Below are 12,957 nucleotides of genomic sequence, written 5' to 3' on the forward strand. Positions count from 1 at the left end.
ACATGCGGGGTATCTTCCTGTGGCTGCCGCCACTGCTCGTGGCGGTCGCACTGACGGTGGCGGCCTGGGCCTGGCTCGGCCGTCCGGTTGACCTGCCGCCCGCTCCGGAAGCCAAGCTGCATTGCGCCAGCTACACGCCGTTCCGCGGCGACCAGACCCCCTTCGATCCGACCATGATCATCCCGAAGGCGCAGATCGAGGAAGATCTGAAGCAGCTGCAGCCGGTCACGGACTGCATCCGCACCTATGCCGTCAACCAGGGCATCGACCAGGCAGTGCCGGTGGCCGCCGAACTCGGCATGAAGGTGCTGCTGGGCATCTGGATCGGCCGCAACCCGGTCGACAACGAGGCGCAGATCAAGACGGCGATCGAACTCGCCAAGGCGCATCCCGAAACCGTCAAGGCTATCATCGTTGGCAACGAGGTGCTGCTGCGAGGCGAGCAGACCGGCGAGACCCTGGCTGAGATGGCCAAGCGCATTAAGGCCGAGAGCGGCGCCAGGGTCACCTATGCCGACGTCTGGGAATTCTGGCTGCGCGCCCCCGACGTGTTGAAGCAGGCGGTCGATTTCATCACCATCCATATCCTGCCTTATTGGGAGGACGACCCGCTCCCGGTCTCGGCGGCGGTGAAGCATCTCGAAACCATCGTCGCCGAGGTTCAGGAGAAGTTTCCCGGCCGCGAGATCGTGATCGGCGAGACCGGCTGGCCCAGCGCCGGCCGGTGGCGCGAGGATGCCGCGCCCTCGATCGTCAACCAGGCGCGCTACCTGCGCGAGTTCCTGGTCTACGCCAAGGCGCACGACCTCGACTACAATTTCATCGAAGCCTTTGACCAGCCCTGGAAGCGCTACCAGGAAGGCACGGCGGGCGGATTCTGGGGCCTGTTCCACGAGGACCGCACGCCGAAATTCTCCTGGGATCAGCCGGTCAGCAACTATCCCAGCTGGCCCAGTCTCGCCGGCGTCTCGCTGGTGCTCGGTCTCGGCATTCTCGTCGTCGCGCGCTTCTGGCGCCATTCAACCGGCAACGCCGCGCGCTTCCTCAGCGCGATCGGCGCGATGCTCGCCGGTGCCGCGCTCGTGCTGCACTTCCCGCATGCCTGGCTCGCTGCGCGCAGCAATTGGGAATGGCTGCTGGAATGCGCCATCGGCATCCAGACGCTGGCGACCGCCGTGCTGCTGATCGCGGTGACTCTGGCCGGCCGTCTGCGCGACAGCGGCGCTTCGCTGTTGGAAGGCATCGCCTGGATCCGCCGCCCGCTGCGCGGCCCCACGATCCGTGAGAGCCTCGCCGTGCTGCGCCTAGCTGCCTTGCTGGGTGCGGCGACGGTGTCGCTGGGTCTGTCTTTCGACCCGCGCTACAAGGATTTCCCGATCGCGGCCTATCTGGTGCCGGCGCTGTTCTTCCTCGCCGCCGATATCGCGCGCGGCGGTCTGTTCGCTGCGCTGGCCGACCGGCGCGAAGAAGCGGGCTTCGCGCTGCTGCTGGCCGGGACCGCGGTCTATGTCTTCGTCAACGAGACGCCGCTCAACCTGATGTCGGATATCTGGGTGGTGCTGACGTTGCTGCTGGCCGTGCCGGGGATCGGCGCCTGGCGCGGGATCTTTCAGCGCCGGACGATCAGCAGCAATCCCGCCAGCAAGCCGACCGCCGCCAGCCCGGTGTTGTAGAGCACCAGGCCGAGCAGCCCGACCACCAGCGCCACCAGCGCCAGCCAATACCAGCGCGTCACCAGGCTGATCAGCCCGGCGGCCAGGGCGACCAGTCCCCAGACGTCGAGCTGATGGGTGCGGATCACGATATAGCGCGGCTCGCACCACCAGGGTGCAGGCGTGGCCGCGCAGGCGAGGCCGATCTCGGTCGATTCGATCCAGACATAGCGGATGACCAGCGCCAAAGTGAGCGCTGCGGCGCCCAGGATCAGCGGCACCAGCCAGGCCTTTCTGACCGACCCGCGGCGTCGGCTATCCTCGATGAGTGTGGTAGAGTTCGGCATCTGGGTCCCTGCGGGGGGCGGCGCTTGAGCGATACCAGGAATTTCACGGGTTGTTAACCCGGCCGCGTCGAAAAGGGTGCCATGACCACGAACCGGTTCATCGCAGAAGTAGCCGATCCGCGGAGCAGCCTCACCGAGGCGCGGCTCGCCGCCCTGCGCATCGCCGTGCTCGTTCCCTGCTACAACGAGGCCGCCGCGATCGAGCAGGTGATCAGCGGCTTCCGCCAAGCCCTGCCGCAGGCCCGCATCCTGGTCTTCGACAACAACTCGACCGACGACACGGTGGCGATTGCGCGCCGGGCCGGTGCCGAAACTCGACACGTGCACCGCCAGGGCAAGGGCAACGTGGTCCGCCGCATGTTCGCCGATGTCGAGGCCGATCTCTACCTGCTGGTCGATGGCGATGCGACTTATGACGCCGCCAGCGCGCCGCGGCTGATCGGGAAGCTGCTGGCCGAAGAGCTCGACATGGTGGTCGGCGCGCGCAAGGACACGGCGGCCGAGGCCTATCGTCCGGGCCATCGTCTCGGCAACCGCGTCCTCACCGAGTTCGTCGCCCGGATCTTCGGCCGCGCCTTCAACGACATCCTCTCCGGCTATCGCGTCTTTTCGCGGCGCTTCGTGAAATCCTTCCCGGCGCTCTCAATCGGCTTCGAGATTGAGACCGAATTGACCATCCACGCCCTCGAGCTCCGCATGCCGATCGCCGAGGTGGAGACGCCCTATTACGCGCGCCCGGCCGGCTCTGCCAGCAAGCTCAACACCTGGCGCGACGGCTTCCGCATCCTGCGCATGATCCTCAGGCTCTATCAGCTGCAGCGCCCGCTCTCGTTTTTTTCCTCCATCGCCGGCGTGCTGGCGGCACTTGCGATCATCCTGTCTATCCCGGTTCTGATCACATACATCGAGACCGGCCTGGTGCCGCGTCTGCCGACCGCGATTCTATCGACCGGCTTGATGCTGCTCGCTTCCCTCTCGCTTACCTGTGGCCTGATCCTTGACAACGTGACCCGGGGGCGCCAGGAGATGAAGCGACTCTTCTATCTCGGCATCGAGGGTATCCGGCGCGACTAGCTGATCCCCCGCGGCTTTTCTGGGGCGAAAGGATCAGTGCCAATGCAGACACCTCTCATTCTCGACGGCGGCATGGGCCGCGAACTCCACCGCAGCGGGGCGCCCTTCCGCCAACCGGAATGGTCGGCCCTGGCGCTGATCGAAGGCCCGGAATTTGTCCGCCGCGCCCATGACGCTTTCATCGCCGCCGGCGCCAATGCGATCACCACCAATTCCTACGCCATCGTGCCTTTCCATATCGGCGAGGACCGCTTCCGCAAGGACGGCCGCGCGCTCGCCGACCGCGCCGGCCGCATTGCCCGTGAGGCCGCGGACACCGCGCCCTCTAAGGTGACGGTGGCGGGCTCGCTGCCGCCGCTGTTCGGCTCCTACCGCCCTGATCTCTTCATCGAGAAGGAGGCGCAGGGCATCGCCGAAGTCCTGATCGCCGGCCTCGCGCCCCATGTCGATGTCTGGCTCGCCGAGACCCAAGGCTCGATCGCCGAGGCGGCGGCGCTGCGTCGCGCGTTGGGTGATGACAGGCGGCCGTTCTGGGTTTCCTTCACTCTTGAGGACGGCGCCACCGCGATACCGCCGAAGCTGCGCTCGCAGGAGCCGGTCGAGCTGGCGGTCAAGGCCGCGCTCGACTGGAAGGCGGAAGCCTTGCTCTTCAACTGCAGCCAGCCCGAGGTGATGGCGGCGGCGCTCGACGTCGCGCGCAAGGCCTTGGGCAGCAATAGCGGGCTGACGCTCGGCGTCTATGCCAACGCCTTCCCGCCCCAGGACGAGAAGGAATCGGAAGCCAATGTCGGCCTGAGCGACATCCGTGCCGACCTCGATCCGCCGCGCTATTTGAAATTCGTACAGGATTGGCTCGGCCGCGGCGCCGGCATCGTCGGCGGCTGCTGCGGCATCGGACCGGAGCATATCGCCGCGATCCGCAAGGCGGTGGGATAGCGTGATGCTGCCCGATGCCCTTAAGAACCTGGAGCTCCCCGACGCCGCCAAGCTGGCGCTGCGTCAGGGCAACAAGGTCGAGGCGATCAAGATCGTGCGCGAGGCCCGTGGCCTCGGCTTGAAGGAAGCGAAGGACGTGGTGGAGGCTTCGGTCGCCCAGGATCCGATGCTGCGCGCCGAACTCGAAGGCTCGGTCAAGCGCGCGCGGCCCGGCGCAGTGGTCTGGCTCGTGGTCTTGGTGATTGCCGCGGGCGTGGCCGTGTACCTATTGGTGCGCTGACCCGCGTCTAGGCCGCGGCGGCGGCCGGAGGAATTGGCGTCCCCGAGAGGATTCGAACCTCCGACCTACGGTTTAGGAAACCGGCGCTCTATCCTGCTGAGCTACGGGGACGCGGCATGCCTTTGGACGGCGTTTCTATAGCAGAAACGGCCGGTTGAAAACACCGCCTCTACCGGTGCCCGCCGCCGGACAGGGCCTCGTTGGTGAGCTGGGAAAGGCGGGTCCGGGGCTGGCCGTCCTCGGTGAAATTCCCCGGCCGGAGCCAGACTTCGAAGGCGGATTTCAAGGTCGGCCATTCGCGGTCGATGATCGAATACCAAGCGGTGTCGCGGTTGCGGCCCTTGTACATGGTCGCCTGGCGGAAAATGCCCTCGTAGCGGAAGCCGAGCCTCAAGGCCGCCCGCCGCGACGGGGCGTTGAGCGCGTCGCATTTCCACTCGTAGCGCCGGTAGCCCAATTCGTCGAAGGCCCGGCGCATCAGCAGATACATCGCCTCGGTTGCCGCGGAGGTCTTCTGCAGCACGGGCGAGTAATGGATATGCCCGACCTCGATCACGCCGACCTGGGCATCGATCCGCAGGTAGCTCGCGATTCCGACTGCCTTGCCGCTGGCTATATCGACGATCGCGTGGAACAGCGGATCGGAGGATTTTGCCGCGGCATCGGCCCAGGCGCGGTAGTCGGCATAGTTGGCGAAGGGGCCATAGCCGAGATAGGTCCAGGTCCGCCCGTCCTTGTCCTCGACATTGGCCTCGTAGATTTCCGCGGCATGGCGCTCGGGGTCGAGGATCTCGATCCGGCAGAAGCGGCCCTCCATGGGAGTGCGCGGCGGCATGGCCCGCGGGGTCCAGTTCGGCACCGGAAAGCCGATCGGCTGGCCGAGATCGTTATGCAGCAGGTCCATGACAAGCGATTTCCCCGAATCTTCCCCTTCGTTCCGCTTCGACTCTCGTCGGGTAAGGCCCGGAAAAGCAAGCGGAATTGCGCAGCGCCTGTCGGCAGCGCCGCGCTGGATTATCACGTTAATAACTGACTGGTCAGTTAGTTATTGACTCCCGCCGGGCTTAGGCGCTAATTCCCGCCGCTCGAAGGAGAGACCCTTGCGCAAGCCCATCCGCAAGAAAACTGCCGCCCGGAAACCGCCCGCAGCGCCGAGCCCGCGCTGGCGCCGGCGCGCCGAAGCGCGGCCGGCGGAGATTCTTGACGCGGCATTGACCGTGTTCAGCGCGCGCGGCTTCGCGGCGGCCAAGCTCGATGACGTGGCGAAGGAGGCCGGCGTCGCCAAGGGCACGCTTTATCTCTACTTCAAGAGCAAGGAGGCCTTATTTGAGGCGATGGCCCTGGAGCTAATGCGCGTCCCGGTGCTGGCGCAGCTCGATACCATCGCCAAGGCCGAGACCGCGGCCGACGCGTTGCGCCAGTTGATCCGGTTCATGACCCGGATGCTGGACGACCCGCGGCGCTCCGCCTTGCCGAAGTTGATCATCGCCGAATCCGCCGGTTTCCCGGAGCTGGCGAAGATCTGGCTGAAGAGTGTCATCCAGCCGGTACGCCAACGCCTGGTGCAACTGATCGAGGCCGGGATCGCCAGCGGCGAGTTTCGCAAGGTCGACCCCTGGGAGACCGCCAAGCTGGTGATCGCGCCTTTCCTGCTGACCGCGATCTGGCGCCAGACCTTCGAACACATCGACAACCGCCGTTTCGATTTCGCCGCGCTGCTGCGGCAACACAGCGAATTCCTGCTGCGTGGCCTCGCCGCCGAAAGACGAGGGGAGTAAGAACAATGCCCCGCCTGATGATCTTGCTTGCTGCATTTCTGCTGCTCGCTGCCTGCGACCGGCCGTCGAGCACCGGCCTGCTCGGCTATATCGAAGCGGACTATGTCTATGCCGCGCCGGTCTCCGGCGGCCGCATCGCTGAAGTCGCCGTGAAGCGCGGCGACACCGTCACGGCTGGTGCAGAGCTCTTCACTCTCGATGCCACGGAGGAAGCCGCCAAGCGCGACCAGGCCAAGGCCGCGCTCGACAAGGCGAAGGCGGATCTCGCCGATCTCATGACCGGCGATCGCCCGGAAGAGTTGGCGATCATCCAGGCTCAGCTCGACGCGGCGAGGGCCTCGATGACCCTGTCGGTGCCGCGGGTCGAGCGCCGGCGCACCATGGTGAAGACCAACATCGTCGGGCGCGAGGATCTGGACGAGGCGGAATCCGCTCTGCTCACGGATCGCGGCCGGATCGCCGAATACACCGCGCGCCTCGCTGCCGCGAAGCTGCCCGCCCGGGCCGACCAGATCGCCGCGGCCGAGCACGCCGTGACCGAGGCGGAAGCCGCGCTTGCCTCGGCGCAATGGGCGCTCGACCAGCGCACGGTCGTGGCTTCGGCCGATGGCCGGATCGAGGATGTGTTTTTTCGCGCGGGCGAGGAGGCGAATGCCGGCGCCGCCGTGCTGCAACTCCTGTCGCCACCCAATCTGAAGCTGCGTCTGTACGTGCCAGAGCCGCGGCTCGGCAGCTACAAGATCGGCCAGAAGCTCGCCATCACCTGCGATGGCTGCACAGCTGGGCAGACGGCGACCATCAGCTTCATCGCCACCACCGCGGAATTCACCCCGCCGGTGATCTACAGCCGCGAGAGCCGCGCCAAGCTGGTCTACCTGATCGAGGCGCGACCCGACGATACGACCCAGCCCTGGCATCCCGGGCAGCCAGTGGAAGCGAGTCCGTTGTGACCGAAGCCACCATCGACGGTCCCATCATAAATGTTAGAGGCCTGACCAAGAGTTTCGAAGGGCGCAAGGTCGTCTCCGACCTCGACCTCACGGTGAACCGCGGCCAGATCTACGGCTTCCTCGGCCCGAACGGCAGCGGCAAGACCACGACCATCCGCATGCTCTGCGGCCTGCTCACCCCTGATGGGGGAACCGGCACCTGCCTGGGCTATGACATCCGCACCCAGTCCGACCGGATCAAGCGCCAGGTCGGCTACATGACCCAGAAGTTCGGGCTCTACGAAGACCTCACCATCCGCGAGAACCTGGTCTTCGTGGCGCGGGTCTACGGCCTCGACCGCATCGGCGCCCGCGTCGATCAGGCGCTGGAGCGCCTCGGCCTTGCCGAGCGCGCGAACCAGTTGGCCGGCAAGCTCTCCGGCGGTTGGAAGCAGCGCCTCGCGCTGGCCGCCTGCATCCTGCACGAGCCGCAACTGCTGCTCTTGGACGAACCCACCGCCGGCGTCGATCCCAAAGCCCGCCGCGACTTCTGGGACCAGATCCACACGCTTGCCCATCAGGGCCTCACCGTCCTGGTCAGCACCCATTACATGGACGAAGCCGAGCGCTGCCACGAGATCCTCTACATCGCCTACGGCAAGCTGCTCGCGCGCGGCACCGTACCGCAGGTGATCGCCTCCGCGCATCTCTCCGCCTGGTCGGTCGAGCCGGTCGGCAGCGACGGCGCCGAGATCGTGGCGCTCTCTCACGCCCTGCAGAGCCGCACGGGCGTCGACATGGTGGCGCCCTTCGGCGCCGTGCTCCATGTCTGCGGCCGTGACGCCGCGGCGCTCGACGCCGCCACCGCCGCCGAGCGCGGTGATCCGAAGTTCCGCTGGCAGCGCGTGGCGCCCAGCCTCGAGGACGTGTTCATCGACCTGATGGGCCGGGCCCAGGACAATTTCCAATGAGTCACAATTTCCAATGAGCATCTTCTCGCTCAAACGCTTCATCGCCGTCTTCATGAAGGAATTCGTGCAGATGCGGCGCGACCGCATCACCTTCGGCATGATGATCGGCGTGCCGATGATGCAGCTCGTCCTGTTCGGCTACGCGATCAACTCCGATCCGAAGAACCTGCCGGCGGCGCTGGTCATGGGCGAGAGCTCGACCTTCACCCGCTCCATCGTGTCGGCGATCGAGAACACCGACTATTTTCGCTTCCTCGACGCCCCGGTCACCGAACGCGAGGCCGACTGGATGCTGAAGACCGGCGAGATCCAGTTCGCGATCACCATCCCGCTGCATTTCAGCGATGATCTCATTCGCGGCCGCCGGCCGGCCGTCGCGGTCGAGGCCGACGCCACCGATCCGGTCGCGACCGTGAATGCCGTCTCCGCGCTCACCAGCTTGGACCGCAGCGCGCTCCAGCACGATCTCAAAGGTCCGCTGGCGGCCTTGGCGCCCAACCCGACGCCCTTCGAGCTCCGGATCCAGCGCCGCTACAACGAGGAAGGCATCAGCCAGTACAACGTGGTCCCCGGCCTGATCGGCGTCGTCCTCACCATGACCATGATCATGATGACCGGGCTCGCCATGACCCGCGAGCGCGAGCGCGGCACCATGGAGAACCTGCTCGCCATGCCGGTCCGGCCGATCGAGGTGATGCTGGGCAAGATCGTGCCCTTCATCTTCGTCGGCTATGTCCAGGTCGCGATCATCCTGCTGGCGGCGAAATTCCTGTTCCAGGTGCCGTTCGAAGGCTCGCTGACGATCCTGAGCATCGCCGCCATCGCCTTCATCGCCGCCAACCTCGCTGTCGGCTTTACCTTCTCGACGCTCGCGACCAACCAGCTGCAGGCGATGCAGCTCTCGGTCTTCTTCTTCCTGCCCTCGCTGCTGCTCTCGGGCTTTATGTTCCCGTTCCGCGGCATGCCGGTCTGGGCGCAGTGGATCGGCGAAACCCTCCCGCTCTCGCACTTCCTGCGGATCATCCGCGGCGTGCTGCTGAAGGGCAACGGCTGGGTGGAGATCTGGCCGGAACTCTGGCCGATCCTGGTCTTCATGCTGCTGGTCTCGGCGCTGGCGCTGCTGCGCTACCGCCGCACGCTCGACTGACGACCAGGTGAGCCGCTACCCGATGGCGCTAGTCTAAGAGCGCTATCGTCACTTGACCACGGTGACCGGGCAGGATGCGTGCGAGACCACTGCGGTCGCGACCGAGCCCAGGAACAACCGGGCGAGTTCGTTGGTCGTGCCGGTGCCGACGATCACGTGATCGGCCTTCTGCTTTTTGGCATAGGACACCACTGCGTCGGCCACGTTGCTGCCGCTGGCGATGACGCAGTCGAAGTTGCCGAATTTGGCCGCCTTCGCCACCTTGGCCGCCGCGGCCAGCTGGCGGTGCGACTGGGCCTCGGCGGCGGCGACCAGGGTCGCATCCCAGAAATAGGTCTTGCGCGACCGCGTCGGCACCACGTTGATGTTCAGGAAACAGAGTTTCGCGCCGCCCGCCTTGGCGAGATCGACCGCGCAGGCCGCCGCCCGGTCGGCGACCTTCGAGCCATCCACGGCGCAGACAAAAAGCTTACCCATCACACCCACTCCTCTTGCGGCTGCGCGGTTCCAGCCGCGCCGCATCAAGACTAGGGGGAAGCGTCCCGGCCGGCGTTGATTCAAGTCAACAGGGCCGGTCAGCGCGCTGCCTGCACCACCGCGCCACTGACGGCACCGGCTGGTGCGCGGGTCAGCACCGGATCGGGCGCGGCGGTCAGCAGCAGGTTGACCGTGCGGTCATAGGCGTCCAGATCGAGCTTGCCCATCGGCCCCTTCTCGAGATCCAGCAGGTCGTCCACCGTCTCGATCGCCTGCCGCAGCAGCACGGGATCGACCGTGGCGAATTTCGGATCGGCGCGGAGCAGGTCGAAGGCTGCCTTCGGCGAGACATGCGCCAGCTGCCAGCCGCGGCGCGCACCTTCCAGAAAGCGCGCAAAGGCCGCGACCCGCTCCGGCTGTGCCAGATCCGCCTCGCGCGCATAGAGTCCGTCTTCCAGCGTCGCCTGCCCGATCTCCTGGTAGCCGTAGGTCTTCAGGCCATCGAAGGCGATCTTCGCCGCGGCGAAGTCCAGCGGTGCGGCATAGTTGAACGTGGTGATGCAATCCGACTGGAAGCGCTGGAAGGATTGCAGCCCGTAATTCTGCCGCAACACTGTGACACTGCCCGGGCCGCCGAACGGGTTGAGCGCCAGCCCGGCGATCCAGGCGTAGAACGAGCTTTCCAGCCCACCGAACCAGACCCCCACCACGTGATTCTTGAGATCGGCGGGCTCGGCGATCGCCGGCCGGCAGACGACTTCCATGCCGGCCTTGCGGAAAATCTGCGCGACATGGACCAGCTTGTCGCCGGCTTCGCGGCGTTTCAAGGCGATCGGCATCAGCTCAACCGCGACATCGGCCTTCTTCTGCGCCAGGGAATCGATCGACCGGCCGTCTGCGCCGGGCGCGGTCAAGTTCACCGTGACGCCTGCCGCCGCGTAATAGCCCTTCTCCTGGGCGAGATAGAAACCAACGGTGCGCGGCGACAGTCCTTCCGGCAGGGCCACGCTCAGCGCCGGCTCCGCCTGCGCACCGCGTGCCAGAACCGGGGTGGCCAGAACCAGGCTCGCCAGCCCGAACAGGAAAATCCGCCTCAACATGCCGCGCCCTTGCCTTTCGATCCGCGCGAGACTACAGCCGGACCCAGGCAAATCAAGCAGACGGTTTTGAGCATGCAGCGCAGCCCGGACGCGGCAACCCGGATCGAGACGGTGGAGATGCATACCGGCGGCGAGCCGGTCAGGATCGTAACCTCCGGCTATCCGGCGATCGAGGGTGCGACCCTGCTCGACAAGCGCCGCTTCGCCCGCGAGAACCTCGACCGCTTCCGCAGCCTCATCATGTTCGAGCCGCGCGGCCATTACGACATGTACGGCGTGCTGCCGGTGGCGCCCGATCACCCGGAAGCCGACATGGCGGTGCTCTTCATCCACAACGAGGGCTATAGCACGATGTGCGGCCACGCGACCCTCGCGCTCGGCCGCTACGCCTTCGACCGTGGCCTGATCCAGGCCGAAGGCAAGAATGCGCGCCTCAACCTGCAATGCCCCTGCGGCCTCGTGCGCGTGACGGTGGCGTTCGAAGGCGGCAAGCCCGGCGCGGTGAGCTTCGTCAGCGTGCCGGCCTTCGCTTTCGCGCTCGATCATGACGTCGAGGTGCCGGGCTTCGGCAAGGTGACGCTCGACATCGGCTATGGCGGCGCCTTCTACGCCTTCCTGCCGGCATCGCGCTTCGGCCTCGACGTGCGTAAATCGCCGACCCGCGACCTGGTCGATGCCGCCGACCGCGTGACCAAGGCGGTGCAGGCGCAGGTGCAGCTCGACCATCCGGATTCGCCCGATCTCGCCTTCCTCTACGGCACCATCCTGACCGACGGCCGAACTGGCGTCACGCAAGGGGGCGGCGTGTCACAAGAGGGCGCCAGCGCCAACATCTGCGTCTTCGCCGAGCGCGAAGTCGATCGCTCGCCCACGGGCAGCGGCGTCACCGCGCGCATCGCGCTGGCCGTGGCGCGCGACCCAGCGCTGATGCCGGCGGACTTCACCTTCGAGAGTGTCACCGGCAGCCGATTCACCGGCCGCGTCGCCGAGCAAACCAGCGCCGGCCGCTTCGCCGCGATCCGGGCCGAGGTGTCGGGGCGCGCCTATTATACCGGTCGCTCGGTCTTCACCGTCGAGCCCGAAGATCCGCTCGCGGGCGGATTCCTGCTCCGATGAAGATGCAGCGCATTTCCATCATCGGCGCGGGCGCCTGGGGCACTGCGCTGGCAATCCTGGCGCAGCGCGCCGGCTGCGCGACCATGCTCTGGGTCCGCCGCCCCGAGCAGGCCGCCGAGCTGGCGCGAGACCGCGAGAACGCGGCCTATCTTCCGGGCATCGCCCTCGGTCCCGCGATCCGCGTCGAGACCGATCTCGGCCTGGCGCTCGATGCCGATGCCGTGCTCTATGCCCAGCCGGCGCAGCATTTCCGCGACTTCTGCCGCAAGGCTTCGCCGCTCTGGAAGGGCGCCGCCCTGGTCATCACCGCCAAGGGCATCGAATGCGAGACCGGCGCGCTGTTGAACGAGATCGCGGCGGAGGCGCTCGCCGCGGTGCCGACCATCATCCTCTCCGGCCCGAGCTTCGCCGCGGAAGCGGCCCGCGGCCTGCCGACCGCCGTGGTCCTGGCCGGCGAACGCGCCGACCTGGTCGAGGCGCTGATGAATGCCTTGGCGCAGGGCGCCTTCCGTCCCTACGGCTCCGACGATCCGGTCGGCGTCGAAGTCGGCGGGGCGGTCAAGAACGTGCTCGCGATCGCCTGCGGCATCGTGCTCGGCCGGGGCCTGGGCGAGAATGCGCGCGCCGCGCTGATCACCCGCGGCATCGCGGAGGTGGCGCGTCTCGCACTGGCAAAGGGCGGACGCGCCGAGACCTTGATGGGCTTGGCCGGTATCGGCGATCTCATCCTGACCGCCACCAGTCTGAAATCGCGCAACACCTCGCTCGGTTTTGATCTAGGGCAAGGCAAGGCGCTTGCCGACATTCTTGCATCGCGCCGCAGCATCGCCGAAGGCGTCACCACCGCTGCGGCGGTCAGCTTGCTTGCCAAGCAGATCGGCGTCGAGATGCCGATCGCCGATGCCGTGAATCGAATCCTCCAAGATGCAACGGCGATCGATGATGCGATCCGCGCCCTGCTCTCGCGACCGTTGAAGCACGAATCCTGAGCCCGCTTCGCGTGCCGGCGTGTTTCTTTAGAGGAAAATTGATTTCAGGCTAGTAAACTTCCTTTCGCGGTGATAAAAGGCTTTTCCCAAGTCCAGTTCTGCGAATCGCGAATTGGACCGGGCAAGAAATTCGTTCGACCGGAATACCGGCGGGCGGCGCG

The 12,957-nt window shown here is 66.5% G+C and carries 14 protein-coding genes and 1 tRNA gene; 10 read left to right on the forward strand and 5 right to left on the reverse strand.

Features of this window, described 5'->3' with window-relative positions; all coding sequences use genetic code 11:
* Positions 1 to 2: 2 nt before the first annotated feature.
* The gene (locus tag ACYQ4T_RS17930) at positions 3 to 1,673 is read left to right on the forward strand and encodes a glycoside hydrolase family 17 protein (protein WP_459856970.1); all 1,671 of its coding nucleotides are present in this window, start codon (positions 3 to 5) and stop codon (positions 1,671 to 1,673) included.
* On the opposite strand, the gene ACYQ4T_RS17935 is transcribed toward ACYQ4T_RS17930, so the two are convergent.
* On the reverse strand, positions 1,610 to 1,999 hold the full coding sequence (locus ACYQ4T_RS17935; RefSeq protein WP_459856973.1) for a hypothetical protein: 390 nt from the start codon (positions 1,997 to 1,999) through the stop codon (positions 1,610 to 1,612). The two genes, ACYQ4T_RS17930 and ACYQ4T_RS17935, sit on opposite strands and share 64 nt — an antisense overlap.
* Positions 2,000 to 2,080: 81 nt before the next feature.
* Between ACYQ4T_RS17935 and ACYQ4T_RS17940 the strand changes: the two genes are divergently transcribed.
* From ACYQ4T_RS17940 to ACYQ4T_RS17950, 3 genes are read left to right on the forward strand one after another with little or no spacing between them, the layout of a single operon-like run.
* Entirely contained in the window at positions 2,081 to 3,073 is a 993-nt protein-coding gene (locus ACYQ4T_RS17940) for a glycosyltransferase family 2 protein (protein ID WP_459856976.1), read from the forward strand.
* Positions 3,074 to 3,115: 42 nt separating this feature from the next.
* The gene (locus ACYQ4T_RS17945; protein ID WP_459856979.1) at positions 3,116 to 4,009 is read left to right on the forward strand and encodes a homocysteine S-methyltransferase family protein; all 894 of its coding nucleotides are present in this window, start codon (positions 3,116 to 3,118) and stop codon (positions 4,007 to 4,009) included.
* Positions 4,010 to 4,013: 4 nt separating this feature from the next.
* Positions 4,014 to 4,289 carry a ribosomal protein L7/L12 gene (locus tag ACYQ4T_RS17950; RefSeq protein ID WP_459856982.1) on the forward strand — a complete coding sequence of 92 codons (276 nt, stop codon included), beginning with the start codon at positions 4,014 to 4,016 and terminating at the stop codon, positions 4,287 to 4,289.
* Between the two features lie 34 nt (positions 4,290 to 4,323).
* Here ACYQ4T_RS17950 and ACYQ4T_RS17955 read toward each other — a convergent pair.
* Both ACYQ4T_RS17955 and ACYQ4T_RS17960 read right to left on the reverse strand, forming a co-directional pair.
* A tRNA-Arg gene (locus ACYQ4T_RS17955) sits at positions 4,324 to 4,400 on the reverse strand.
* 58 nt (positions 4,401 to 4,458) lie between these two features.
* Positions 4,459 to 5,193, reverse strand: a complete 735-nt coding sequence (locus ACYQ4T_RS17960; protein ID WP_459856985.1) for a GNAT family N-acetyltransferase — start codon at positions 5,191 to 5,193, stop codon at positions 4,459 to 4,461.
* A gap of 196 nt (positions 5,194 to 5,389) precedes the next feature.
* Between ACYQ4T_RS17960 and ACYQ4T_RS17965 the strand changes: the two genes are divergently transcribed.
* Genes ACYQ4T_RS17965 through ACYQ4T_RS17980 form a run of 4 tightly spaced genes read left to right on the forward strand, consistent with a single transcriptional unit; the run spans position 5,390 to position 9,114 of the window.
* Positions 5,390 to 6,067, forward strand: a complete 678-nt coding sequence (locus ACYQ4T_RS17965; RefSeq protein ID WP_459856989.1) for a TetR/AcrR family transcriptional regulator — start codon at positions 5,390 to 5,392, stop codon at positions 6,065 to 6,067.
* Between the two features lie 5 nt (positions 6,068 to 6,072).
* Positions 6,073 to 7,017, forward strand: a complete 945-nt coding sequence (locus ACYQ4T_RS17970; RefSeq protein ID WP_459856992.1) for an HlyD family secretion protein — start codon at positions 6,073 to 6,075, stop codon at positions 7,015 to 7,017.
* Positions 7,014 to 7,967, forward strand: coding sequence for an ABC transporter ATP-binding protein (locus ACYQ4T_RS17975; protein WP_459856995.1), 954 nt, complete (start codon positions 7,014 to 7,016; stop codon positions 7,965 to 7,967). The genes ACYQ4T_RS17970 and ACYQ4T_RS17975 overlap by 4 nt, the downstream gene beginning before the upstream one ends.
* 13 nt (positions 7,968 to 7,980) lie before the next feature.
* Complete coding sequence (locus tag ACYQ4T_RS17980; RefSeq protein WP_459856998.1) at positions 7,981 to 9,114, forward strand: ABC transporter permease; 1,134 nt, start codon at positions 7,981 to 7,983, stop codon at positions 9,112 to 9,114.
* Positions 9,115 to 9,162: 48 nt separating this feature from the next.
* On the opposite strand, the gene ACYQ4T_RS17985 is transcribed toward ACYQ4T_RS17980, so the two are convergent.
* Together ACYQ4T_RS17985 and ACYQ4T_RS17990 are read right to left on the reverse strand one after the other, a co-directional pair.
* On the reverse strand, positions 9,163 to 9,591 hold the full coding sequence (locus ACYQ4T_RS17985) for a universal stress protein (RefSeq protein WP_459857001.1): 429 nt from the start codon (positions 9,589 to 9,591) through the stop codon (positions 9,163 to 9,165).
* A gap of 98 nt (positions 9,592 to 9,689) precedes the next feature.
* Entirely contained in the window at positions 9,690 to 10,691 is a 1,002-nt protein-coding gene (locus ACYQ4T_RS17990) for an ABC transporter substrate-binding protein (RefSeq protein WP_459857004.1), read from the reverse strand.
* A gap of 72 nt (positions 10,692 to 10,763) precedes the next feature.
* Between ACYQ4T_RS17990 and ACYQ4T_RS17995 the strand changes: the two genes are divergently transcribed.
* The gene (locus ACYQ4T_RS17995; RefSeq protein ID WP_459857007.1) at positions 10,764 to 11,807 is read left to right on the forward strand and encodes a proline racemase family protein; all 1,044 of its coding nucleotides are present in this window, start codon (positions 10,764 to 10,766) and stop codon (positions 11,805 to 11,807) included.
* Positions 11,804 to 12,796: an NAD(P)H-dependent glycerol-3-phosphate dehydrogenase gene (locus tag ACYQ4T_RS18000; protein WP_459857010.1), complete on the forward strand. Its 993-nt coding sequence runs from the start codon at positions 11,804 to 11,806 to the stop codon at positions 12,794 to 12,796. Before ACYQ4T_RS17995 ends, ACYQ4T_RS18000 begins: the two co-directional genes overlap by 4 nt.
* Positions 12,797 to 12,957 lie beyond the last annotated feature (161 nt).

It is taken from the genome of Dongia sp. agr-C8, assembly GCF_054658695.1.

Coding starts and splice junctions, on each gene's coding strand:
- ACYQ4T_RS17930 (WP_459856970.1), top strand. CDS start 3: ATGCGGGGTATCTTCCTGTGGCTGCCGCCACTGCTCGTGGCGGTCGCA.
- ACYQ4T_RS17935 (WP_459856973.1), bottom strand. CDS start 1,999: ATGCCGAACTCTACCACACTCATCGAGGATAGCCGACGCCGCGGGTCG.
- ACYQ4T_RS17940 (WP_459856976.1), top strand. CDS start 2,081: ATGACCACGAACCGGTTCATCGCAGAAGTAGCCGATCCGCGGAGCAGC.
- ACYQ4T_RS17945 (WP_459856979.1), top strand. CDS start 3,116: ATGCAGACACCTCTCATTCTCGACGGCGGCATGGGCCGCGAACTCCAC.
- ACYQ4T_RS17950 (WP_459856982.1), top strand. CDS start 4,014: ATGCTGCCCGATGCCCTTAAGAACCTGGAGCTCCCCGACGCCGCCAAG.
- ACYQ4T_RS17960 (WP_459856985.1), bottom strand. CDS start 5,193: ATGGACCTGCTGCATAACGATCTCGGCCAGCCGATCGGCTTTCCGGTG.
- ACYQ4T_RS17970 (WP_459856992.1), top strand. CDS start 6,073: ATGCCCCGCCTGATGATCTTGCTTGCTGCATTTCTGCTGCTCGCTGCC.
- ACYQ4T_RS17980 (WP_459856998.1), top strand. CDS start 7,981: ATGAGCATCTTCTCGCTCAAACGCTTCATCGCCGTCTTCATGAAGGAA.
- ACYQ4T_RS17985 (WP_459857001.1), bottom strand. CDS start 9,591: ATGGGTAAGCTTTTTGTCTGCGCCGTGGATGGCTCGAAGGTCGCCGAC.
- ACYQ4T_RS17990 (WP_459857004.1), bottom strand. CDS start 10,691: ATGTTGAGGCGGATTTTCCTGTTCGGGCTGGCGAGCCTGGTTCTGGCC.
- ACYQ4T_RS17995 (WP_459857007.1), top strand. CDS start 10,764: ATGCAGCGCAGCCCGGACGCGGCAACCCGGATCGAGACGGTGGAGATG.
- ACYQ4T_RS18000 (WP_459857010.1), top strand. CDS start 11,804: ATGAAGATGCAGCGCATTTCCATCATCGGCGCGGGCGCCTGGGGCACT.